General features: G+C 54.3%; 16 protein-coding genes, 1 tRNA gene, 1 pseudogene and 1 riboswitch. Of the genes and pseudogenes, 8 read left to right on the top strand and 10 right to left on the bottom strand.

The features are described 5' to 3' along the window. The first annotated feature begins 97 nt into the window (after positions 1 to 97). Positions 98 to 1,117, top strand: a complete 1,020-nt coding sequence (locus tag IEX96_RS12790; RefSeq protein WP_188874041.1) for a sensor histidine kinase — start codon at positions 98 to 100, stop codon at positions 1,115 to 1,117. A 102-nt stretch (positions 1,118 to 1,219) separates the two neighbouring features. On the opposite strand, the gene cysN is transcribed toward IEX96_RS12790, so the two are convergent. Both cysN and cysD read right to left on the bottom strand, forming a co-directional pair. Then, complete coding sequence (gene cysN, locus IEX96_RS12785; protein ID WP_150006036.1) at positions 1,220 to 3,118, bottom strand: sulfate adenylyltransferase subunit CysN; 1,899 nt, start codon at positions 3,116 to 3,118, stop codon at positions 1,220 to 1,222. Further along, a pseudogene (cysD, locus tag IEX96_RS12780) lies at positions 3,118 to 4,029 on the bottom strand (sulfate adenylyltransferase subunit CysD); the annotation flags it as partial. The pseudogene cysD and the gene cysN, both read right to left, overlap by 1 nt. A gap of 289 nt (positions 4,030 to 4,318) precedes the next feature. On the opposite strand from cysD, the gene IEX96_RS12775 reads away from it, so the two are divergent. From IEX96_RS12775 to IEX96_RS12760, 4 genes are all read left to right on the top strand, one after another. Next, positions 4,319 to 4,651 carry a hypothetical protein gene (locus tag IEX96_RS12775; RefSeq protein WP_150006038.1) on the top strand — a complete coding sequence of 111 codons (333 nt, stop codon included), beginning with the start codon at positions 4,319 to 4,321 and terminating at the stop codon, positions 4,649 to 4,651. Between the two features lie 96 nt (positions 4,652 to 4,747). After that, a complete protein-coding gene (locus IEX96_RS12770; protein ID WP_150006039.1) occupies positions 4,748 to 7,417 on the top strand; it encodes an MMPL family transporter in 2,670 nt (889 codons plus the stop codon). Positions 7,418 to 7,452: 35 nt separating this feature from the next. After that, complete coding sequence (locus tag IEX96_RS12765; protein ID WP_229773734.1) at positions 7,453 to 8,460, top strand: threonine ammonia-lyase; 1,008 nt, start codon at positions 7,453 to 7,455, stop codon at positions 8,458 to 8,460. Positions 8,461 to 8,638: 178 nt separating this feature from the next. Beyond that, complete coding sequence (locus IEX96_RS12760; RefSeq protein ID WP_188874040.1) at positions 8,639 to 11,206, top strand: hybrid sensor histidine kinase/response regulator; 2,568 nt, start codon at positions 8,639 to 8,641, stop codon at positions 11,204 to 11,206. A gap of 17 nt (positions 11,207 to 11,223) precedes the next feature. On the opposite strand, the gene IEX96_RS12755 is transcribed toward IEX96_RS12760, so the two are convergent. Further along, positions 11,224 to 12,333, bottom strand: a complete 1,110-nt coding sequence (locus IEX96_RS12755) for an AI-2E family transporter (protein ID WP_188874039.1) — start codon at positions 12,331 to 12,333, stop codon at positions 11,224 to 11,226. A gap of 35 nt (positions 12,334 to 12,368) precedes the next feature. Beyond that, positions 12,369 to 13,589, bottom strand: coding sequence for an O-succinylhomoserine sulfhydrylase (gene metZ, locus IEX96_RS12750; RefSeq protein ID WP_150006043.1), 1,221 nt, complete (start codon positions 13,587 to 13,589; stop codon positions 12,369 to 12,371). A 55-nt stretch (positions 13,590 to 13,644) separates the two neighbouring features. Further along, positions 13,645 to 13,725: riboswitch (SAM riboswitch) on the bottom strand. A 101-nt stretch (positions 13,726 to 13,826) separates the two neighbouring features. On the opposite strand from metZ, the gene IEX96_RS12745 reads away from it, so the two are divergent. Beyond that, on the top strand, positions 13,827 to 14,153 hold the full coding sequence (locus tag IEX96_RS12745; RefSeq protein ID WP_150006044.1) for a DUF1476 domain-containing protein: 327 nt from the start codon (positions 13,827 to 13,829) through the stop codon (positions 14,151 to 14,153). Positions 14,154 to 14,243: 90 nt separating this feature from the next. Here the strand turns inward: IEX96_RS12745 and IEX96_RS12740 are convergent, their stop codons facing one another. The 6 genes from IEX96_RS12740 to IEX96_RS12715 all read right to left on the bottom strand — a co-directional run bounded on the left by IEX96_RS12740 (position 14,244) and on the right by IEX96_RS12715 (position 21,357). Next, entirely contained in the window at positions 14,244 to 15,755 is a 1,512-nt protein-coding gene (locus tag IEX96_RS12740) for an ATP-binding protein (protein WP_188874038.1), read from the bottom strand. Positions 15,756 to 16,223: 468 nt separating this feature from the next. Further along, positions 16,224 to 17,525 (bottom strand): adenylosuccinate lyase, encoded by a 1,302-nt coding sequence (gene purB, locus IEX96_RS12735; protein ID WP_150006046.1) that lies wholly within the window; start codon positions 17,523 to 17,525, stop codon positions 16,224 to 16,226. A gap of 105 nt (positions 17,526 to 17,630) precedes the next feature. Next, entirely contained in the window at positions 17,631 to 18,314 is a 684-nt protein-coding gene (gene radC, locus IEX96_RS12730) for a RadC family protein (protein ID WP_150000518.1), read from the bottom strand. 11 nt (positions 18,315 to 18,325) lie between these two features. Then, complete coding sequence (gene map, locus IEX96_RS12725) at positions 18,326 to 19,150, bottom strand: type I methionyl aminopeptidase (protein ID WP_150006047.1); 825 nt, start codon at positions 19,148 to 19,150, stop codon at positions 18,326 to 18,328. A gap of 52 nt (positions 19,151 to 19,202) precedes the next feature. Next, positions 19,203 to 19,925 (bottom strand): DNA/RNA nuclease SfsA, encoded by a 723-nt coding sequence (gene sfsA, locus IEX96_RS12720; protein WP_150006048.1) that lies wholly within the window; start codon positions 19,923 to 19,925, stop codon positions 19,203 to 19,205. 25 nt (positions 19,926 to 19,950) lie between these two features. Next, on the bottom strand, positions 19,951 to 21,357 hold the full coding sequence (locus IEX96_RS12715) for a M28 family peptidase (RefSeq protein ID WP_150006049.1): 1,407 nt from the start codon (positions 21,355 to 21,357) through the stop codon (positions 19,951 to 19,953). Between the two features lie 160 nt (positions 21,358 to 21,517). Between IEX96_RS12715 and IEX96_RS12710 the strand changes: the two genes are divergently transcribed. Both IEX96_RS12710 and IEX96_RS12705 read left to right on the top strand, forming a co-directional pair. Next, on the top strand, positions 21,518 to 22,285 hold the full coding sequence (locus tag IEX96_RS12710; protein ID WP_188874037.1) for a competence/damage-inducible protein A: 768 nt from the start codon (positions 21,518 to 21,520) through the stop codon (positions 22,283 to 22,285). 68 nt (positions 22,286 to 22,353) lie between these two features. After that, a tRNA-Leu gene (locus IEX96_RS12705) sits at positions 22,354 to 22,440 on the top strand. The last annotated feature ends 230 nt before the right edge of the window (positions 22,441 to 22,670 follow it).

Below are 22,670 nucleotides of genomic sequence, written 5' to 3'. Positions count from 1 at the left end.
CCTTTGCCATGGTGAATCACGTATTACAACAAATGGGAATCCCCGAATTTAATAGGTCCTGACCCTAGACTCTTTGCGGACCAAGCAGGCCTTGAAGATGGCTCATTCCCAGCTGAGCGATGCCATTGAAAACACCGGAGAAGCCTTTTCGATCTATAGTGCGGATGGTGAATTGCAGCTTGCAAACCGGCAGTTTCGCAATTTTTTCCCCAATGGGCGCACGCCTGAAAGCGAGAGCGTCAATGCCTTTGTCGAGCAATTGGCGGACGGGCGTTGGGTGCAAACCATGGTCCGAAAAACCTCTCGCGGCGGGCTTGTAAGTACCCATGCGGATATCACGGCTTTAAAACAGCAGGAAATGGAATTGATCAGCGCCCGCCGACAAGCGGAAGGGGCCAATCATGCCAAATCCCAGTTTCTGGCGGTGATGAGCCACGAACTGCGCACGCCGCTTAATTCCATCATTGGTTTTGCAGAGCTGATCAGCCGCACGGATATGCATATACAGACAGACACCATGCGGGAATATGGCGCGCTGATTTTGGAAAGCGGCCGGCATTTGCTGGGATTGATTTCCGGGATTCTGGATCTGTCGCGCATTGAAGCCGGTCGCTATGAATTGCATGAGGAAAGCATCGATCTGGAATTTTTGGCGCAATCGGCGGTGTCTCAATGCAGGCCCATGGCGGAAGAGGCAAAGGTGACCATAGAGGTTGATGCTCCTTCTGATCTGCCGCATTTGTGGGCGGAAATGCGGGCCCTGCGGCAAATTCTGTTCAATCTGCTGTCCAATGCCATCAAATTCACCCCTGAAGACGGCAAAGTGACGGTTACATTCCAGTATCAGGACGGGCATATCGTTACCTGTGTGCGCGATACGGGGATTGGCATTGATGAAAAAGATCAGGAACTGGTGTTCCAGGCCTTTCAGCAGGTAGATAATACGCTGTCGCGCGAACATCCCGGCAGTGGCCTTGGTTTGCCATTGGTGAAACACCTGGCTGAATTGCATGGGGCCGTGGTGACGCTTGACTCCCAATTGGGAAAGGGCAGCTGCTTTACCGTGACCTTTCCCAAGGATCGGGTGATGGCTCTGACAGAAGACAGTCTGTCTTAGGCCGCGCATTCATCAGCGACGATAGCCATAATGCGATAAAAAAGCCGCCGCACAGAAAACACTGTGCAGCGGCAATTTTTTCTGGGCCCATTATAGGGCAGTTTAGGAAATCGTCAGTCTATCAAGATAATCCATCACCGCTTCGGCGCAATCTTCGGCGGACATGGTGGCTGTTTTTAAGGTCAGCTCACAAGATTCCGGCAGTTCATAAGGGCTGTCGATGCCCGTGAAATTCTTGATGTCGCCACTGCGGGCCTTTTTATAAAGCCCTTTGGGATCGCGTTGTTCGCAAATTTCCAAAGGTGTATCCACGAACACTTCATGGAATTCGCCATCGTCCAAAAGATCGCGGGCCATTCGCCGCTCGGAACGGAAAGGCGAGATGAAGGATACCAGAACGATCAGCCCCGCATCGGCCATCAAGCGGGCCACTTCGGCCACCCGGCGAATATTTTCCACCCGGTCTTCTTCGGTGAATCCCAGATCCTTGTTCAGCCCGTGGCGCACATTGTCGCCATCCAGCATATAGGTGTGTTTCCCCGCCGTATGCAGGCGCTTTTCCACAAGATTGGCGATGGTGGATTTGCCCGACCCTGAAAGCCCGGTGAACCACAGAACGGCGGGCTTTTGCGCTTTCATCTCGGCACGAGCGGCTTTGTTCACATCCACTGCTTGCCAATGGATATTGCTGGCTCTGCGCAAACCGAAATCGATCATGCCGGCGCCGACAGTGTTGTTGGTCAGCTTGTCGATGATGATGAAACTGCCGGTTTCCCGATTGTCCTTATAAGGATCAAAGGTAATCTGCCGGTCAAGGCTGATATTCGCGACGCCAATTTCATTGAGCATCAGGCGTTTGGTGGCCATCTGCTCCAGCGTGTTGACATTGATCGAATGTTTGAGCCGTGTCACCACCATAGAGGCGGTGTTGGCGGCCCCCTTGAACAGATAGGGACGCCCGGGCATCAGGGCCTCATCGGACATCCAGACGATTTTGACTTCAAACTGATCGGACAGACTGGCGCGGTCTTCCCGGTGGCAGATCATATCACCACGAGAAATATCGATTTCGTCTTCCAAGGTCAGGGTAACGGCTTCGCCTGTTCCCGCGCGGGGCAATGTGCCATCGAAAGTGACAATGGATTTGATCTTGCTGGTTTTGGCGCTGGGCAGGGCCACCACTTCATCGCCAACGGCCACGGCGCCACCGGCAATGGTGCCGGAAAAGCCGCGGAAATCCAGATTGGGGCGGTTCACCCATTGAACGGGAAAGCGGAAAGGCTTTAGGTCCTCGTCTTCGCCAAGGCGGATGGTTTCCAGTTCGGCCAAGAGGGTGGGGCCGTTGTACCAGGCCAATTGCGGCGACGAACGCAGCACATTATCGCCCTTCAATGCCGATAGCGGAATGCAGGTGACGTTTTCGTAGCCGACCGTTTTTGCAAAGGCTTCATAATCCTCGCGGATTTTCTCAAACACCTCGCGGGAATAGTCCACCAGATCCATCTTGTTGACAGCCAACACGATATTGCGCACGCCAAGCAAGGAACAGATGAAGCTGTGGCGGCGGGTTTGGGTCAAGATCCCTTTGCGCGCATCCAGCAAGATCACAGCCGCATCGGCGGTGGAGGCACCCGTGGCCATATTGCGGGTATATTGTTCATGGCCGGGGGTGTCGGCAACGATGAACCGGCGCTTGTCCGTGGCAAAAAAGCGGTAAGCGACATCAATGGTGATGCCTTGTTCGCGCTCCGCTTCAAGGCCATCGAGCAACAGGGCCAAGTCCATATCATCGCCGGTGGTGCCGACTTTTTTGCTATCGCTTTCCAGGGCGGCAAGCTGATCTTCAAAGATCATTTTGGAATCGAACAGCAGACGGCCGATCAATGTGGACTTTCCATCATCCACACTGCCGCATGTGATAAAGCGCAGCAGGTCCTTGGCTTCCTGCTCTTTCAAATAGGCGGTCAGCGCATCGGAGTTTTTGGTCAGGGGCTCGTGCATTAGAAATAGCCTTCCTGCTTTTTCTTTTCCATCGAGGCGCCATGATCGCGGTCGATCACGCGGCCTTGCCGTTCAGATGTACGCGACACCAGCATTTCCATGATGATACCCGGAAGATCGGTGGCATCGGAATCGATCCCGCCAGTCAGTGGATAACAGCCCAAAGTGCGGAAGCGCACCATGCGTTCTTGCGGTGTTTCGCCCGGATGCAGCAAAAAGCGCTCATCATCCACCATGATCAAGGCACCATCACGCTCCACAACGGGGCGCTTGGCGGCCATATACAGATCCACGATGGGAATATCTTCCTGATAAATATATTGCCACACATCCAGTTCCGTCCAATTGGATATGGGGAAGACGCGCACGCTTTCGCCTTTGTGGATGCGGGTGTTGTAGGTGCTCCACAGTTCGGGCCGTTGATTTTTCGGGTCCCAGCGATGCTGCGCCGATCGAAAAGAGAAAATCCGTTCCTTGGCGCGGGATTTTTCCTCATCCCGCCGTGCCCCGCCAAAAGCGGCATCAAAGCCGTATTTATCCAAAGCCTGCTTCAGACCCTGGGTTTTCATGATGTCCGTATGAATGGCAGAGCCATGCGAAATAGGACCGATGCCCTGTTTCACACCGTCTTCATTTATATGAACGATCAGATTCAGGTTCCATTCCTTGGCGATGCGATCGCGGAATTCGATCATCTCGCGGAATTTCCATGTGGTATCCACATGCAGGATCGGGAAGGGCGGTGGAGACGGATAAAACGCCTTCCGCGCCAGATGCAGCATCACCATGGAATCCTTGCCGATGGAAAACAGCATCACTGGATTGCGGCACTCGGCGGCCACTTCCCGGATGATGCGGATGCTTTCCGCTTCCAGACGACGGAGATGCGTTAGATGTGCCATTTTTCCTTGCGCCCCTTTGGTGCATGCGCGAAACCGACTTGTGACCTAATTCAGTCAGCGCAAGGATTCAACGAAAACCGATGCTATTTTTCCTTTTGCATCGGTTAAGTTGACCCATTTAGCGCGTTATCTATGTGATATTCTTACTGTGTCTTCCATGGATTGCTAGGCCGTATATTCATAGATAGCGATGGATGTGCCATTTTGTCCAAGAAAAGAATTGCTTTCCCGCCTTTTGTCGGGTGAAAGAGCGGCCTATTCTCTCACCCGTTAACGATCCGGAGAAAGGGGCGCATCCATGGCACCGACGAGACTGAACAAATTGCAATTACGGACTCTTGCTTTATTGCAAGAACTGGCCGAGCAATCGGATCTGGCCTCGACCAATGAAGAAACGGGTGAGGTAACGCTTTTTCAAATGCCCCATGCCCATGGGGATCATGTGCATGTGGGGCGTTTTTCGGTGTCCAACAGATTTGCCAGCGGGTTGAACAATGCCAATGTGTGGGCGGCATTGGAACGCAAGGGGCTGGCACGGGCCAATTGGCCGCAGTCTATTACGATCACTGCCGAAGGTTTGGCCGTAAAAACCGGAGTGCGTGAAGACATGCTGGTGGAAAGCGATCATTAAAGCCACGGCTTTTGGTGCCGGATCAGCGCAGCTTTATGTTCAGCTTATGCTCATCCCGCCGGTGGGATACTGTGCTCTTGTGAATTGATGGGATAGATGAAGGTGCGTCAGGCAACGGAACGGGTGATCGAAAAGGCCCTGCTACAGTGGGTCGGGGGGATCGGCAGACATCCTGCTTTGGCGCTGATGGCTTTGGCACTGTTGACCGGTTTGGCGATATTCGCCGCCCTTAACAATCTTGAAATCAACACCGACAGTTCCGAGATGATCGATGGCCGCGAGCCTTTCCGGGTGAACGCACGAGCCATGGATGCTGCCTTTCCCAATTTGAAAAACCAGATTCTGGTGATCGTGCGTGCCGATACGCCGGATGAAGCCGATTATGTGACTGGCGCATTGGCGGATCGTTTGAAAACCCGCCGCGATTTGTTTCAAGATGTCTTTTCCCCTGCCAGCGATCCGTTTTTTCAACGGCAAGGCCTGTTGTTTCTTGATCTGGGCGATTTAATCGATATGTCCAGCAAGATGTCCAGTTCCGGGCCTTTGCTGCGGGAATTGATGGACAATCCCGGTATCGAGGGGTTCTTCACCCAGTTGAGCCGCGCCGCGCAGGCCAGCGAGGAAGGCATCGGCCTGCCGATGGTGGCGGGGGCTTATCGGGAAGTGGCCGATGTTATTGATGCGCTTTTGCAAGGCGAAGAGCGGCCCCTTTCTTGGCAACATATGTTCGGGCGTGACGATGCCATCAACCAGCGGGTTTTGGTGATCCATCCCATCCTTGATTATCAATCCTTGCAGCCGGCGCGGGCGGCTGTGGATGCGGTACGCGCCGCCATCAACAGCCTGCCGGACGAGATTGTGGCGGCGGCAGATATTGCGCTGACCGGTGATCCGGTTTTGCGCACCGAAGAATTGAAAAGCGTGTCTCAAGGGATCGAGATTTCGGCGCTTGTGTCGCTGATTCTGGTGGCAGTCTTGTTGATGATCGGCCTTCGGCGCTGGCAGTTTGTTTTGTCGGCGCTTTTGGGGCTTGTGGTGTCGATTATCCTTACCGCCGGTTTTGCGGCCCTTGCCATTGGTGAGTTGAACCTTGTGTCGATCGCTTTTACGGTGTTGCTTATCGGCCTCGGGATCGATTTTGCCATTCATCTTTTGCTGCAATACCGCGAGCAACGGGGCCGGCATGCGGATCATTTCGCAGCCATGGCCGCCGCCATTTCCGAAGTTGGGCCGGCGCTGTTCCTGGCAACGGTGACCACATCTTTTGCCTTTTTCGCCTTTGTGCCCACGCGCTTTGTCGGCATGGCGCAATTGGGCATCATTTCCGGCATCGGGGTTTTGATCGCTTTTACAGTGGCCATGACCCTTATCCCTGCCTGTCTGGCTTTATGGCCAAAGACCGCGCCGCCGCCCAATGCCTTGCCGCTGGTGAACGAGCCGTCTTTATGGCGGCACCGGATAACCTATGGCCTTGCAGGTGGGACGGTTCTTTTGAGCCTTGTGGCGGTAACGGCCCTTCCGAATGTGCGCTTTGACGCGGACCCGATGAATTTGCGCGACCCCCAATCCTTGGCCGTACTGGCTTTTGAATTGTTGTTCGACCGCGATCAGGATGTGCCTTATCGCTTGAATTATCTGGCCCCGGATCATGTAACCGCTCAGGCTTTTGCCGCAGCGGTAAAAGAAAAGCCTGCGGTTCGCACAACGGTCAGCCTTGATAGCTTTGTGCCGGAAGATCAGGATCTCAAGCTGGACGAGATTGATTTTCTGGCGGGCGATATGGCCTTCGTTTTGTTAGAAGGCGATGATCTGGAAGACCGCATGATGGCCCGCGGCGACCCTGATCAAGAAGCAGCCGAAAGGGCAGTTGGCCGTTTGATGGACGGGGCGAAAGCCATTGCCGAAACCGATGCGGGGACAGAACGGGGCGCAGCCGCACAGCAGCTTTTTAAAGCTCTGGACAATTTTTCCAATGCCGCGCGTGAGGCTCCGGTTTTATATACCGAGCTGGACCGTCTGCTGATGCGGTTTTTCCCCATGCAGATTGAACGCTTGCGCCTGCAATTGACGGCGCGTCCCGTAACATTGGAGACATTGCCTCCCGATATTCGCGCCCGTTATGTGTCTAAGAGCGGTCTAGTGCGGGTCGAGGTTTTGCCCAAAGAAGATGTGCGCGATCCCAAAGCGCGGCGGGCCTTTGTGGACGAGGTGTCGCAGGTCAATCCGGCATTATCCGGCGGGGCGGTGTCGGTCTTGGCGGCAGGGGATGTGGTGTCGTACGCGATGATACAGGCCACGATCACGGCTTTGGCTTTGGCCGCTTTGCTGATCTTTGCTTTGGTGCGGCGGGTTGGCTTTGTTTTGATGGTGCTGTTGCCGCTTGTGCTGGCGGGCTTGCTGACAGCGGCTATGGGGGTGTGGCTTGATCGGCCCTTCAATTTCGCCAATGTGATCGTTTTGCCTTTGCTGATCGGTCTTGGGGTGGATAGCGCCATTCATTTGGTGATGCGTGCCCGCCATCTGGCACAAGATGGCGGGAAGGCCATTGCTGTCTTTTCAACCAGCACGCCGCGTGCGGTGCTGCTCAGTGCCTTGACCACCATTGGGTCTTTCGGGTCTTTGGCGCTGTCATCGCATCGGGGCACGGCCAGTATGGGGGAATTGTTGATGCTGGCCATTGGTTTTACTTTGCTGACCACTTTGATCGTTCTTCCCGTGCTGATGCAGCTGGGGAACCGGTTTGGCAATGGAGCCAAAAAAGCCTAGACCATCATCTGACGCCAAATAACGAGTATGTGCCGATGCCCAGCCCGCAAGATGCAATGAAACGGATCAGCCCTGCCGATATTGAAAGCGCTGCCGAACGGCTTCAAGGGGTAAGCATCCGTACGCCCTTGATGGAAAATGCGCGGTTGAATGATCGGGTGGGCGGGCGCGTCTTGATAAAAGCGGAATGTTTGCAACGGACCGGCTCTTTTAAGATTCGCGGGGCCTATAACCGCTTGTCGCGGCTGACAGAAGCGGAAAAAGCATTGGGCGTGGTGGCCTTTTCCTCGGGCAATCACGCGCAAGGGGTGGCTGAAGCGGCGCGGCGTTTGGGAATAAAAGCGCGTATTGTGATGCCCAAAGATGCGCCGCCTATGAAGCGGGAAAATACCCTGTCTTTGGGGGCCGAGGTCATTCTTTATGATCGGTATCAGGAAAACCGGGAAAGCATTGCACGGGATTTATGTGCGGAGTCCGGGGCGATTTTGGTGCCGTCTTATGATGATCCGTTTATCATTGCGGGCCAAGGCACGGTAGGGCTGGAAATTGTGCAACAAATGACAGCGCGCGATATTCGACCCGATGCGGCCCTGTTGCCTGTTGGTGGTGGCGGGTTGATGGCGGGAAGTGCCACGGCCTTGAAGCATGATTTTGGCTCTTTGGCCATTTTCGGGGTCGAGCCTGAAGGGTTTGACGATACGGCACGGTCCTTGAGATTGGGGGAGCGGGTCACCAATGCTGCAGACGCCCGCTCTATCTGTGATGCGCTTTTATCGCCGTCCCCCGGCCTTATGACATTCGATCATAATATGCGCTTGCTGGATGGCGGCCTTGCCGTTTCCGATGCCGAGGTGATTGAGGCCATGAAATTCGCCTTCGAGCAGCTGAAACTGGTGGTAGAGCCGGGCGGGGCTGTGGCTTTGGCTGCCTTGTTATCGGGGCGTTTCGATGCCCGTGGACGCACAGTGGCGATTGTGCTGTCTGGCGGCAATATAGGGATACAAAGTTTTTACGGGCACATTAAGCAAAATATAGAACTTTAAGCCTAAGGATGATGAATCGTTGATGCTGAGCCGGTTATAGGCGCTCTGTCGGGGGTGCATATCGGTGGTGATGGGGTCTGAATTTATGAAAATAATAAAATCTTTGTTCAATTCTTGTCGCATATTATGCAAATAGCACACATGGCTTATAAAATTGCGGCATAAGATGGGGGTGGAATTGAAGGATTCACTTGCGAACAAAGCCATTTTCCCAACGATATTAACCGTCGCTTTGGTGATTTTCGCCATGTCGATTGCGGTTTTTGTCCGGGTGAAGATGGCTTTTTACGCGCAAGCCATCGACCATCTGGAAAGTTATTCTTCAGAACGCACAGACAGGGAAGGCGCCCTTTATTCTTCTCTTGAGCGCCTGCACCTTTCTGCCTCCGAAGCCTTTCGCGCCCGCTTGGCGCTGCTGCCCCGTGATCCGGCTCTCATTGATCCGTTGTTCGATTTTTATTTTCCGCTGCAAGCCGATGGAACAAGGCGCAGCAATGAGGCTTTATATACGGGCTTCGTGCCTGCGCCGGCCCAGAAGATTTATGGTGTCGGGGCCTTTCTCTCTCAAGGCGAGGCGTTTGAAGAAGAAGAAAAGCGCCGTTTTTTGGCGGCATTGGATGTGGTGCGGTCTTTCGGTGAGGCCAATCTGACATTGATCGATAATTTCTATTTCTTCACGCCACGTAATGATCTGATCATCTTTGGTCCGGCTCGCGATGATAAATTGTTATATTATCGTAAGGATGCCCCGCCGGATTTTGACTTCCGCACGGAAGAATTTGTGACGAATTCCTTACCAAGCACTAATCCCGAACGGGAAACCCGCTGCACCAAATTACGCCGTGTCCTTTATGACCTGACAGGGGACACCCTGACCACAGGCTGCCAGAACCCCATCGATGTTGATGGAGACTTTTTCGGGGCGTGGGGCAATTCGATTTTTCTCAATTCCTTATTGTCGAATGCCTTGGAAGACCGGTTGGCGAAGGCACATAATTTCATCCTCACAAAAGAAGGCGACATCGTTGCCCATCCGGCACAGGGGGATCAGCAGCCAGCGCAGTCCTTGGGGGCCGAAAAAACATATGACCGTGCGGATCTTTATCGGCAATTGGTGGCGGTAACGCCGGAAAAAGGCGGGGCGGTGCTTGATAATGACGGTGAAGATTTTCTGTTTTCCGTGAGCCGGATCAATGGGCCGGATTGGACCTTTGTAATTGCCTTGCCCCGCGCCCAAATCGAACGCCCGGCCCAAATGGCTGCCTGGAGTGTGATCATCACTGGCCTGGGGGCTATTCTTGTGATCGGCGTGATTGTTTTCTTGCTGATCCGCACGCGCATATCGCAGCCCTTGAACGCTTTTGCCTTGGCGGTGGATCGCCTTGGAAGCGGAGATTTCTCGGCATCGGCGGTAGAAGCCCATGATGCCCTTCCTGTGGATCGGCAGGATGAAATCGGGACATTGGCACGGCGCTTCAAACATATGTCCGAGCAATTGGCGGAGTTGTTCCATTCGTTGGACAGCAAGGTGCGTCAACGTACTCTGGACCTTGAAAAAGCGGTGGATACCGCGGAAAAAGCCAATCAGGCCAAATCCACCTTTCTTGCCAATATGAGCCATGAAATCAGAACCCCCATGAGCGGTGTTATGGGGATGCTGCGCCTGATGCTGACCGAAGACATGCCATCGGAACAAGTGCAGCGTGCCAAGACGGCCCTGCGTTCGGCGGATAGTCTGCTGACGATTTTGAATGATGTTCTTGATTATTCAAAGCTGGAAGCAGGGGCGCTTTATCTGGAAGAAAAGCCATATCAGATTTCCGAAACGATCAGGGATATTACAGAGCTGATGCGCCCTCGCGCTTTGGAAAAAGGGCTGATGCTGACCACGTCCATCGCTTCGGATGTGCCCCAATGGTGCATAGGTGATCCGTTCCGGATGCGCCAGATTCTGGCAAATCTGGTTGGAAATGCCATCAAATTTACCGAAAGCGGGGCCGTTTGTGTGATCGCCCGGCATGTAAAGGCAGAAAATGGAGAGTATAAACTCTTTGTGGAGGTGACGGATACCGGCATCGGCATGGGGCCGGAAACATGCGCCCGGTTGTTCGAGCGCTTTTCGCAAGCGGATTCAGCCACCAGCCGCAAATATGGTGGCAGCGGGTTGGGGCTGTCTATTTGCCGTCAGATCGTTGATTTGATGGGAGGGGAAATGGGCTGCAAAAGCGCCATAGGATCGGGCAGCACCATCTGGTTTACTGTGCCATGTAAGGCGGTTGAAACGCCGCAACGCCAATTTTCCCGCCCCGATGAGCCGGTTCCAAATGATAAAGAGGATGGCACAGCGCCAAGCCTTGCCATTTTGGTGGCCGATGATAGTGCGGTCAATCGCCAGATCCTTGGCGGGATCGGCCAGAAATGGGGCCATCAAGTGGACCTTGTGTCCAATGGCGGCGAGGCTTTAAAGGCCTTGAACAATAAAGATTATGATCTTGTTTTGATGGATATAAACATGCCGGATATGGATGGCATGACGGCCACCCGGTCGATCCGGACATCCAGTGACCCGCATGTGAAGGGTGTGCAGATTGTCGCCCTGACAGCCAATGCCATGCCCGGAGATCGAGAGGCCTGTCTGAATGCAGGCATGGATGGATATCTTTCCAAACCCATCGACTGGGGCGCGTTGCGTGCTGTGATCAAGCAGGCGCAACAGAAGAAGATGGAAGAAACCGTGACGGACTAGGGGCTGCTCCTCGTCTATCAGGAAGAGGGAGGCAGAGGTTGGGATTCTGCTTCTCTTTGTTCCCGGGTAAAGCGCAGCAAGGCGATGCTCAGAGCCAAAATCACCGGCCCAAGCAATAGGCCCACCACACCGAAAGCCGTGACACCGCCCAAAACGCCGATAAAAACCATCAATGTTCCCACATGGCCGCGGCTGGATACCAAAAGCGGGCGTAAAAAATTGTCGATGGTGCCCACCAAAAGCATCCCCCAAAGCCCAAGCCCGATGGCCGCACCCCATTGATTGCTGGCCAAAAGATAAAGGCAAGCCGGCAGCCAAACGATGGCGGTGCCGCCAATGGGGAGCAATGAAAAAATAGCGGCCAGCACGCCAAAAACCACCGGAGCGGGGATGCCCACCACCGCCAAAGCCAAGCCTGTCAGGGCGCCTTGTATAAGGGCGGTAACAATCGTCCCGAAGACAACGGCATGGATCACATCTGCGATCCGGTTGAATAACTGGTCGGTGCGTTCATCGGATAAGGGCACCAGCGCTTTGCTGTACCCAAGCATCACGCTGCCATCGCGCAAAATGAAAAACAGCATGAACAGCATAATGGAAAAAGATGTGATGGTCCCAAGAGCGCCGATAAACACTTTACCGCTGAAAGAAATAAGCCCTTCCAGCCCTTTCTGGATGCCTTCGGCGGCCCAGCGGTCCATCTCTTGAAAGCTGATATTGAAAGACGCTTGTAACCAATCAATCAACGGCGCGATGGGGGATGTGGAGTGCAGCCAGAAGATCAGGGATTCTGGGTTTTCGGTGTTGCTTTTTTGAAGAGCGGCCATCAATTCTGCCGTTTGGGAGGCAAAACTGGCGAGCAGAATGGATAAAGGCCCGATCAGGAAGATTGTGGTCAATAAAGTGATGGCAAGGGCGGCCAAATTGCGTCTGGCCCCTATTATTGCGGCTAAGCGCACATAAAGGGGATGCAACAAAAATGCCAATATAACCGCCCAGGCCAGAGGAGATAAAAAGGGCGCGGTGATGAGATAGGATAAATAGCTCAGAACCAGAATTGTCAGCAGGGCCACGGTGCGAGAATAGAATAAACGCCCCGGTCGCGATATGGGATTGGCTTGTTTCATCGACGTGGCTCCTGCCCCGGCCAAATTTGGTCGGTTTATCTGGACACCGCTCCCTTGCTGGCGTCAAGGGCTTGTAACAGATCGCGGGCCAGATCCTGTGCATCTTCCAGACCGGCGGACAGGCGGATCATGCCGTCTGTAATGCCCATTTGAAGGCGGGTCGTTTCGTCTAAAGCCTTATGGGTGGTGGTCCATGGATGGGCGGCAATAGAGCGGGAATCCCCCAGATTGTTGGAAATATCAATGATTTTCAAGGCATTCAAAAAGCGGAAGGCTTGATCCGCACCGCCGGGCAGGGTGAAGGTGACAACCGTACCGCCCCGGCGCATTTGCTTTTTCGCAAGATCCGCATAGGCAAAGCCGGGCAGGCTTGGATGCACCGTTTCAATGCCTGCTTGCGCAAGGGTTTGGGCCAGAAAATCCGCCCGGTCGCACATGGCATCGACCCGCAGCTCGATAGTCTCCAAGGATTTCAGCAATAGCCATGCGTTGAACGGTGATAAAGTGGGGCCGGTATGGCGCAAAAACGGCCCGAGTTCGTTCAGTATAATGGCCTTTGATCCCAAAACCACGCCGCCCAAAGTGCGGCCTTGTCCATCAATGTGCTTGGTGGCGGAATAGCACACCACATCGGCCCCCAATTCCAACGGCTTTTGCAAGACCGGAGAGGCAAACACATTATCGACCACCAGGCGTGCACCGGCTTCATGGGCGATCCCGGCCACGGCTTCGATGTCGATCAGTTCCAAGGTGGGATTGGACGGCGATTCCAGAAAAAACAGCTTGGTATTGGGTTTGACGGCACGTTTCCATGCCTCGATATCCGGCCCGTCCACTATGGTGGTTTCCACACCATAGCGGGGCAGCAATTCGTCGATCATCCAGCGGCATGATCCAAACAGTGCTTTGGCGGCAACAACATGGTCACCGGCGCGGACCTGCCCCAAAAGCGCGGCATTCATGGCGGCCATGCCGCTGGCTGTGGCCGCCGCGGCTTCCGCGCCTTCCAAAAGCGCCATGCGTTCTTCAAACATGGCAACGGTGGGATTGCCCTGCCGGGAATAGGTGAAGCCTTCTTCCTCGCCATCGAAACGCGCCTTGGCGCTTTGCGCCGTTTCATAGGCAAAGCCCGATGTCATGAAGATCGCTTCAGAGGTTTCGCCAAAATTACTGCGCAAGGTGCCGCCCCTTATAAGGCGGGTGGATGGTTGCCAGTTTTCTGTGATGGCCCGATCAAGGCCGGTTTTATTTTTCATGATGGTTGCGCCTTTTCCATTGGTAAACCCATGTCCCCGACCGGCGCACGAATTGTCGAGGCGAACCCCAACCATTTTAGCATGCTTATTTAACGTGGCCGCAAGCCGGTCGGACCAAATCACCACGTCCCCCAAAAAAGCGGCATTGAAGGCGTTCGTCAAGTCTTGTGATGGTTGCGATTGTTTCCAAGACTGCTTAAATGCAAATGACTGCTAATTATTGGCCGAGGGCAAGCGATGACCGATTTCAACGACCGCGAACAGAATTTCGAACGGAAATACGCACATGATGAAGAATTGCGGTTTAAAGCCGCCATGCGTCGGAACAAGCTCCTTGGCTTATGGGCCGCTGAAAAGCTGGGATTAAGCGGTGATGAAGCCACCGATTATGCAAAATCGGTGATTGAAGCCGATTTTGAAGAAGTGGGCGATGCGGATGTGATCCGGAAGGTTTCCGCCGATTTTCAGGCCAAGGGCATAGAAATCAGCACCCATCAGGTGGAGCACCGCTTGCAGGAATGTATGGAAGAAGCCCGCAACCAAATCATGAAAGAACTTGGATAAGCCGCACAAGGCATAAGCGATGACGGAAGGCCCTTTGAACCTTGGCTCAAGGGGCTTTCTTTTTCCCATGGATTTTTCCCAAGACTGTGATTACGCGCCCGTTTGGTGGGGGATTGTGGCCTTTTCTGATGGTTTGAGCAGGCGCTTTACAAGCGCGTAAAGCACTTGCGTGTCGATGGGCTTGGTCAGATAGGCATCGGCCCCGGCCTTGAGACAGGCCGCTTCATCGGACTGATTGGCATTGGCGGTCAATGCGATGATGGGAATGTTATGGCCGCCCTCCGTGGCGCGGATTCGCCGCATGGCTTCCAATCCATCCATCACCGGCATGCGCATATCCATGAAAACCAGATCATAGTGATCATCTTTCGATAAGGCCTCTACCGCCTGGACGCCATTTTCCACACAATTGATAGAGCCTCCATAGCAGGCAAGGATGGCTTCCATCACCCTTAGATTGATGGGGTTATCATCGGCAACCAAGAAGGAATAAGACGTTTCATCGGTTGTTTGTTCAAGGGCCGGTGATGCCTTTTCAGGGGCCGGTTCAGAGCGCTCAGGGGATGGGGCCGGGCGCTTTGAACCATCTACAGGCAGCAGATGCAGGTGTTCTTCGCCAATTTGTTCCAGCGCTATGGTGAAATAAAAGACAGACCCTGATCCGATGCTGCTTTCAACCCCGATTTCTCCCCCAAGCAGGGATACCAGCTCTTTGGTGATGGCAAGGCCGAGCCCCGTGCCATCATGTCGGCGGGCGGCATGGGTTTCCACTTGGGCAAAGCGCCCGAAAATACGATTCTGGTCTTCCGGTGCAATCCCGATGCCGGTATCGCAAATGCGAAACAATAAGCCACCCCCTGTTGGCAGGCTTGTTCGCGAAACTTCCAGACGGATCTCCCCGTCCGGGGTGAATTTCAAAGCATTGGCGAGCAAATTGAACAGGATTTGCAGCAAGCGGGTTTCATCGCATCGGATATATCGGGGCACATCCGGTGCGCTTTTGATCGAGAAACCAAGCCCCAGTTCTTGTGCTCTGTCCCACCATAAATCGAGTCCGGGGCTGAAGAGTGCTTGTAAATCCACCGACTCCGATCGGACACTCAGTTTCCCCGCATCGGAGCGGGATAGGTCAAGAACATCGCGCACAACGCTTAGCAAAATACTGCCCGAATTGTGGATGGTTTGGACCTGACGCTTTTGGGCTTCGGTGAGCGGGCTGTGGGTCAGGCTGTCGGCCATTGCCAGAACACCGTTCAAGGGGGTGCGCACTTCATGGCTCATGACGGCAATGAAATCAGCTTTGGTGCGGGCCAATTCCTCCGCTTCCATACGGCGGCTTTCTGCTTCATCCCGAGCGGCTTTCAGGTCTGCGATCAGTTCCGCTTGCCGGATCTGCCCTTGGAAAAAAGTTGCGCTGGATTGTCGGGTTATGAACGCCAGAATAAAGATATTGCCGGCAACCATTATTGCGACGGCAAACTGGATCTTCCCGTAAAGAACATCAATGCCCAGCCAGCTTAACCATATAATACAAAAGGCCGGAATGGCGCTGGAGATATAGGAGGCGGCGAAAAAACGTGACGGATGGTGCGCAATGGTCATGCCAGAGGCCGTTAAAGCCAGGATGCTCGTAAGGCGTGTGGCTTCGGTTCCTTCAAAATAAAATAAAACGGGGCCGACCGTCCAGAAAAGAACAAGAAAAACCCAGCTAATGTCTACGATAAGGCGATGTTTTTCGATATTTTCTATGTGGTTCAAATTGCGGCGGGGAGGCAAAGTGAAAAGAAAAGCGGCCAGTTCTAAAGCCAGGGTGAGCAGCCCCCATAGAATAGGCCACGAGGTTCCACCCTCTAGTTTAAAAAGGACAACCAACGTTCCAAGAACGACTAGTCGAAAAGGAACATTCCAGGACTCTGCTCGAAAATGCTTCGCCAGCGCCAGTCTGGTTGTTTGATCTTTAGGTGGCAATGTCTGTTCAGGGTGCAAAATAAAGCCCATGATGTCGTTTTATTAATCACCATGAGCTTATCCCGAGGCTGTTAAGCAAAGCTGAACATTTTTCCCCGTTCTCTACTGGCCGAAAATTCTTTTGAAAATAACGTCCACGGATTTGGTGTGATAGCCCAGATCGAACAGAGCCTCCAATTCACCGGGGCCGAATTTCTCTGCGATTTCCGCATCATGTTTTAAAAGATCCAGCAGATGTGCATGGCCATCGCTGTCCCACACTTTCATGGCATTGCGCTGCACCAGCCGATACGCATCTTCACGGCTGACGCCTTTTTGGGTCAGGGCCAGCAAAACGCGTTGGGAATTTACCAGACCGCCCAACCGGTCCATATTGGCGCGCATACGATCGGGGTAAATCAGCAACTTGTCCATGACCCCCGCCAACCGGGCCAAAGCGAAATCCAGTGTCACGGTGGCATCGGGGCCGATCATGCGTTCGACGGAGGAATGGGAAATATCCCGTTCATGCCACAGCGCCACATTTTCCATGGCAGGCATGGCGTAAGACCGCACCATACGGGCAAGACCGGTAAGATTTTCCGTAAGCACCGGATTGCGTTTATGGGGCATGGCCGAGCTGCCCTTTTGGCCGGGTGAAAAATACTCTTCCACTTCCAGAACTTCGGTGCGCTGCAAATGGCGGATCTCGGTTGCCAACCGTTCAACGGAACTGGCAATGACCCCAAGGGTTGCGAAATACATGGCATGGCGGTCGCGGGGGATAATCTGCGTGGAGACGGGCTCAATGGCCAAACCCAATTTATCCGCCACATAGCTTTCTACCCGTGGATCGATATTGGCGAAGGTGCCCACAGCGCCGGAAATGGCGCAGGTGGCCACTTCTTCGCGGGCATTTTGAAGGCGTGTTTTGGCGCGGCTGAATTCCGCATAGGCTTGGGCCAGTTTCAGCCCGAAGGTGGTGGGTTCGGCATGGATGCCGTGGCTGCGCCCGATGGTGACCGTGTCGCGGTGTTCATGGGCGCGGCGTTCCAAAATCGCCAGCAGCTTGTCCAGATCCGCAAGCATTAGGTCGGCGGCGCGTACAAGCTGGATGTTAAAACAGGTATCCAGAATATCCGACGAGGTCATGCCCTGATGTACAAAGCGCGCTTCAGGTCCCACATGCTCGGCCAGATTGGTAAGAAAGGCGATCACATCGTGCTTTACTTCCGCTTCGATGGCGTCGATGCGGTCGACCTCGAAGGCCCCACGGTCCCAAACGGCTTTGGCGGCCTCTTTGGGGATGATGCCCAATTCCGCCTGTGCATCACAGGCATGGGCTTCGATCTCGAACCAAATCTGGAATTTGCTTTCCGGGGACCATAGGGCGGTCATTTCTGGGCGGGAATAACGGGGGATCATGGGGGTATCTCCAACAGGGCAGCCGATGGGGAAAGAGCGCGCTTTCCCTAACACCGGGCAGGCAATAGGGCAAGAACCACCGCGTCCTTGCCTGTGATCGCAGGCTTATAACAATCCCAGGCTTTTGAAGCTGGAATGGCCCTTCTTGCCGATCACCAGATGATCATGGACGGAAATTCCCAGCTTCTTGGCGGCCTCTACGATATCTTTGGTCATATCGATATCGCCCCGACTTGGCGTGGGGTCCCCGGATGGGTGATTGTGCACCAGAATAACGGCGGAGGCATGCAGCTCCAATGCTCGCTTGATGACTTCACGGGGATAGACGGGGGTGTGGTCGATGGTGCCTTGCTGCTGCACCTCATCGGCGATCAGCGTGTTTTTACGATCCAAAAACAGGATGCGGAATTGTTCTGTTTTTGCATGGGCCATGGCGGCATGGCAGTAATCGAGAAGAGCGCGCCAATTGCTAAGAACGGGCTGGCCCAGTATTTTGGCTTGAGACAGACGCAGGGCACTGGCTTCAACCATCTTGATCATGGCAGCGGCGCTTTCGCCGATGCCATCAATTTCATATAGCCGTTCTTTGGGGGCCGTAAGCACCGCTTCATAAGAGCCAAAGACCTTTAAAAGATGCTTGGCCAAAGGCTTCACATCACGCCTTTGAATTGCTCCCATCAGCAGCATTTCGATCATTTCATAATCGGGCATGCCCTTGCCGCCCGAGGCCAGAAACCGTGACCGCAGCCGCTTCCGGTGCCCTTGGAGATCCAGTGCATCGCCCCCCATTTTATCCTCTTTCAAAGATCATAGGGCGGCTGATTCAGACCCTTGGGCGAACGGGTGAAAATTTCATAGCCATCTTTTGTGACGGCCAGGCTGTGCTCGAACTGCATGGACAAAGAGCGGTCGCGGGTAACGGCGGTCCAGCCATCGTCCAGAACTTTTGTATCGGGCTTGCCAGCATTCACCATGGGTTCGATGGTGAAGAACATGCCTTCTTCCAGCACAGCGCCGGTTCCGGGGTGCCCATAGTGCAAGATATTGGGGGCATCATGGAACACCTGCCCAATGCCATGGCCACAAAATTCCCGCACCACAGAGCAGCGTTCTTTTTCCACATAGCTTTGGATGGCATGGCCGATATCGCCCAAAGTAACGCCGGGTTTGACCATATGGATGCCGCGCATCATGGCTTCATGGGTGATGTCGGCCAGTCGGCGCGCTTTGACCGAAGGTTTTCCAACGAAAAACATGCGGCTGGTATCGCCATGCCAGCCATCCAGAATGACCGTGATGTCGATATTGATGCTATCGCCATCTTTCAGCGATTTCGGGCCGGGAATACCATGGCACACCACATGATTGACCGATGTGCAGATGGATTTGGGAAAACCGCGATAATTGAGCGGCGCCGGAATGGCTCCATGGTCGATAATGAAGTCATGGCACAACTGGTCCAGTGCCTCGGTGGTCACACCGGGCTTGACATAAGGGGCGATGAAATCGAGCACCTCTGCCGCCAGCTTGCCGGCTTTGCGCATGCCTTCGAAATCGGCGGGGTCATGCAGCTTGATACCTTGTGAGCGGCGTTCTGCTGTTGCAGCGCTCTTTAATTTGTTCATCTTCTCGATGTCCTCATACTCGTGGATCGGGTTTGCTTGTTACACCTTACATTCAAGGATAGGAAGCCGGAGGCCGAATTGGAAGGGGCTGCGCTATCTGAATATGGTCCAGTGTAATGCTGCAGGTATAGGCATAGGCTTCTACACCTTGTTCAACAGCATGGGAAAAGGCGCGTGCATAGGCGGGGTCGATTTCATGGGCCAGCGCCATTTGGTCGCAATCATCGCGCTGTACCAGATAAAGCATCACCGCCCGGTGGCCTTGGCGCACCATATCGGCCAATTCCATCAGATGTTTGGTGCCGCGTGCGGTGACAGCATCGGGAAACCGTGCTTCGCCATCTTGGCGCAAGGTGACGTTTTTCACCTCGATATAACAGTTCTGGCCGGGCCGGTCGGGGTGATCCTGCGCCAAAAGATCAATGCGTGAGGCAGCCCCATAAGCCACCTCACGCCGTAAAGTTTGATAGCCGGTCAGTTCAGAAATGCGGCCTTCCATGATGGCCGTTTCCACAATGCGATTGGGATGCGCGGTGTTGATGCCCACAAGCGTGCCGTCCACCTCGACCAATTCCCAGCGCCAATCCAGCTTGGCTTTTGGATTGGTGTTGGGCGACAGCCAGATGCGCGCACCAGCCGGCGCACAGCCCAGCATGGCTCCGGAATTGGCGCAATGGGCGGTGATTTTTGTGCCGTCTTTTAAAACGGCATCGGCCAAAAACCGCTTATAGCGCCGTTCCAGGCGGGCAGGAACCAACGGCTGTGCAAACTTCATGGATATGTCCGCATAGCAAAGCCGTTCATTCGCCAAAACTGCCCGCAGGGCCGGGGAATACCACCGGACTTTCAAAGCCGTCCTTGGACACGCTGGCCACGCCAAAATAATAATTGTCGATCACAATATTTTCCAAAGTGACCTTATCCACATCGCCAACCCAACGGCTATAGGTCCATTGCGGATCGGTGGTCAGGCGCCAATATACCCGGTATCCGGCAAGATTTTCCGCCGCAGCTCCTTCGGGGCGTGTCCAGCTTAACGTGGTGGACGGACGCACCGCACCCTTGATGGTCACATTGGCGGGGAAGGGCGGGCTTGATGCCAAAGCCCCCAATGTCACCACATTCAGGGCGGTCAGCTTGGCATTATAAGCGAAATCCACACCGGACAGCACATCGCCATAAGCTATGCCGTTTTCGGTGCGCAAATCCTGATGCTGGCGGGTATAATCCTCATTGGTTTCCATGATCCGCACACCGGGCATGCCCGCATCATTGAAGGGGCGGTGATGGCCGCCACGGCCAAAGCGGTCCAGCCGATAGACCATCATCACATCCAGATTGGGGATATAACGATCCGCCAAACGGTCGATATAGCGGGCAAGATTGCGCGACGGGCTGTCCACTTCTCCGCCTGTAAACCGGCGCAAGCGCGCTTCTTCCGGCGTTTCTACGGCACGGGTGCCCTCGGAAAACACCCGGGCAGTGGCATTGTCGATCACGCCATTGATCCCGGAAATATTGCCGATCATATCATTGTTGAGAACGGCTTTGATGCGCCAGCCTTGATCCAGCGCATATTTGGCCAGAATCTTGCCGCCAAATAGTCCCTGCTCCTCGCCAGACAAGGCCGCATAGACAATGGTGCCGGGGAATTTATAGCGCGAGAGAACCCGTGCCGCTTCTAAAACGCCCGCAACGCCTGACGCATTGTCATTGGCCCCGGGGCTGTCGGATGTGGCATCCAGAGGATCGGACACGCGGCTGTCGATATCGCCAGACATTAAAACCATGCGGGTGGGGTCAAGGCTGCCGCGCTGAATGGCGATCACATTCACCACCTCTACAGGATCGGGGATGCGCGTTTCGCCCGAAACGGTGTCGGATACGGTGATGACCTCAAGACAGCCGCCACAGCTTTCGGAAATACGGTTGAATTCTGCTTCGATCCAGCGCCTTGCTGCGCCAATGCCGCGCGTATCCGATTTTGTGTCCGACAAGGTATGGCGCGTGCCAAAGCTCACCAGTTTTTCTACATCATGGCGCAGGCGTTCAGCGCTTGTGGCGGCAGCCATTTCATGGAGCACCGGTGTTTCACCGGGCGGTGCCAGTGTGTGTGTCGCAGTCTCCTCTGTCTGTGCCGAAGCGGAAAGAGCCGTTGCCCCTGCCAACAGAAGCGTGCAAAAGATAGCTGAGCCTGTTTTTTTCATGTGTTGCTGTTCTTTCCCCATATTTGGCTTCACGCTAAACAATGGCGCAGATGCAATCAATGCGCCATCTATTGAATCAAAGACCGGTTGGCGACTATCCTGACCCTATGGTTGTTTCCTTCCATATCTGTTCAAAGCGAAAACCGCTGGAGCGCCTTTGATGCCGGATAAGCTGAAATCCCCTGTAAAAGCCGCCTTGGTGGTGATTGGTGACGAGATTTTGTCGGGGCGCACGAAAGACGCCAATGCCGCAACGCTGGCTTTATGGCTGAACGAGCAAGGGGTGCGTTTGGACGAAGTGCGGGTGGTGCCGGATGTGACGGAGCGAATCATCGCGGCTGTCAATGAGTGTCGGTCACGGTTTCGGTATGTCTTTACCACTGGCGGCATCGGGCCAACCCATGACGACATCACCGCCGATGCCATTGCCAAGGCATTTGATGTGCCGCTTATAGACCATCCGGAGGCAGTACGGCTTTTAAAAGCCCATTATCCCAAAGGGGAATTTACCGAAGCCCGCAGGCGCATGGCCCGTATCCCCGAGGGTGGCACATTGATCGACAATCCCATCAGTGTCGCGCCGGGCTTTCAGCTGGACAATGTCTATGTGTTGGCCGGTGTGCCGCTGATTATGAAGGCCATGCTGGAAAGCCTGCGCCATAGCCTGGATGGAGGCGCCCCCATGCGGTCCGCAAGCCTTACGGTTCCAATGCCGGAAAGTGCTTTGGCGGGCGATCTGGGGCGCATTGCAGATGCCGCCAAAGATGTGCAGATCGGCAGCTATCCCTATTATCGCGAAGGACGTGTGGGGCTGCATGTGGTGGTGCGATCGACCGATGAAAAGCGGATCGAGCAGGTGATAGAGGACATCAAATCGGTGGTTTCGAGGTTCGGGGTCACGCCCGTGGATGATCCCCGCGAAGGATAATTTTTCTCAAAGAATTGGTGCTTCAAGTCTTTTCTCAAGGGGCAGGCTGTGGCATAGGAGTGCCGCGTGCCCGCTTGGCGGAATTGGTAGACGCAAGGGACTTAAAATCCCTCGGCCTTTAGGCTGTGCCGGTTCGAGTCCGGCAGCGGGCACCACTTTTCCTGTATTTCCACTCCGCTTTCCCCGAAAGTATCACATTGATCGCTTGGGTGCGGATATGCCGGACAATACACGTTTCCCCAAAAACAATTCAAAACAACGATCACTTTTCTCACTTTTTTGTAAAATAAAACTGGACCGAATGCGAGTTGACTGCGCACTGTTCGGGATCGGCGCTGTGTGACTTTGTTAACGCAGTGTTTTTGCCTGACGGGAGTGTTTTCAT

The sequence above is a fragment of the Iodidimonas muriae genome (genome assembly GCF_014647255.1).
Classification (GTDB): Bacteria; Pseudomonadota; Alphaproteobacteria; order Sphingomonadales; family Rhodothalassiaceae; genus Iodidimonas; species Iodidimonas muriae.
Note: the sequence above shows the minus strand (reverse complement) of the source record. Positions and strands in the feature narration are given on the sequence as shown.

Bases quoted from the DNA above. Each gene is read 5' to 3' on its own strand.
- IEX96_RS12790 (WP_188874041.1), top strand. From the start codon at position 98: ATGGCTCATTCCCAGCTGAGCGATGCCATTGAAAACACCGGAGAAGCC.
- metZ (WP_150006043.1), bottom strand. From the start codon at position 13,589: ATGAAAAATAAAACCGGCCTTGATCGGGCCATCACAGAAAACTGGCAA.
- IEX96_RS12755 (WP_188874039.1), bottom strand. From the start codon at position 12,333: ATGAAACAAGCCAATCCCATATCGCGACCGGGGCGTTTATTCTATTCT.
- IEX96_RS12770 (WP_150006039.1), top strand. From the start codon at position 4,748: ATGAAGGTGCGTCAGGCAACGGAACGGGTGATCGAAAAGGCCCTGCTA.
- IEX96_RS12775 (WP_150006038.1), top strand. From the start codon at position 4,319: ATGGCACCGACGAGACTGAACAAATTGCAATTACGGACTCTTGCTTTA.
- sfsA (WP_150006048.1), bottom strand. From the start codon at position 19,925: ATGAAGTTTGCACAGCCGTTGGTTCCTGCCCGCCTGGAACGGCGCTAT.
- IEX96_RS12715 (WP_150006049.1), bottom strand. From the start codon at position 21,357: ATGAAAAAAACAGGCTCAGCTATCTTTTGCACGCTTCTGTTGGCAGGG.
- IEX96_RS12745 (WP_150006044.1), top strand. From the start codon at position 13,827: ATGACCGATTTCAACGACCGCGAACAGAATTTCGAACGGAAATACGCA.
- IEX96_RS12740 (WP_188874038.1), bottom strand. From the start codon at position 15,755: ATGACCATTGCGCACCATCCGTCACGTTTTTTCGCCGCCTCCTATATC.
- IEX96_RS12710 (WP_188874037.1), top strand. From the start codon at position 21,518: ATGCCGGATAAGCTGAAATCCCCTGTAAAAGCCGCCTTGGTGGTGATT.
- IEX96_RS12765 (WP_229773734.1), top strand. From the start codon at position 7,453: ATGCCCAGCCCGCAAGATGCAATGAAACGGATCAGCCCTGCCGATATT.
- cysN (WP_150006036.1), bottom strand. From the start codon at position 3,118: ATGCACGAGCCCCTGACCAAAAACTCCGATGCGCTGACCGCCTATTTG.
- purB (WP_150006046.1), bottom strand. From the start codon at position 17,525: ATGATCCCCCGTTATTCCCGCCCAGAAATGACCGCCCTATGGTCCCCG.
- radC (WP_150000518.1), bottom strand. From the start codon at position 18,314: ATGGGGGGCGATGCACTGGATCTCCAAGGGCACCGGAAGCGGCTGCGG.
- map (WP_150006047.1), bottom strand. From the start codon at position 19,150: ATGAACAAATTAAAGAGCGCTGCAACAGCAGAACGCCGCTCACAAGGT.